The sequence below is a fragment of the Bacillus sp. SIMBA_074 genome, assembly GCF_046534555.1.
Classification (GTDB): domain Bacteria; phylum Bacillota; class Bacilli; order Bacillales; family Bacillaceae_G; genus Bacillus_A; species Bacillus_A mycoides.
In genome coordinates this window covers 1-257 of record NZ_JAWRYM010000799.1, presented here as the reverse complement: position 1 = coordinate 257, position 257 = coordinate 1, and the positions used below count along the sequence as shown (strand labels likewise).

General features: G+C 46.3%; 1 pseudogene. It reads left to right on the top strand.

What is annotated here, in order from left to right:
* Positions 1-257, top strand: a pseudogene (locus tag SB773_RS32955) (hypothetical protein); the annotation flags it as partial.

Genomic DNA, 257 nt, shown 5'->3' with positions numbered 1-257 from the left:
AGGTTATAATTTGATTTCTGCCGTATCGACGGATAAAGGGGCAAGTACGGTAAAAGGGAAGATGCTATATGCTCCCTCACAGTACCTCGATCATGATTTGGAAAGGACCATCCGCAAAGCATACCCGAATAAAATCATCCATGATTCATATTTGGAACCGAACGAAGACGGAAAGCCCTTCTTTGTAGCTTCAGTGGGACATTATTTGAAATACCGCAGCGGGCCCGCAGTGGACGGGGTAGTCGTAGTGAATCCTG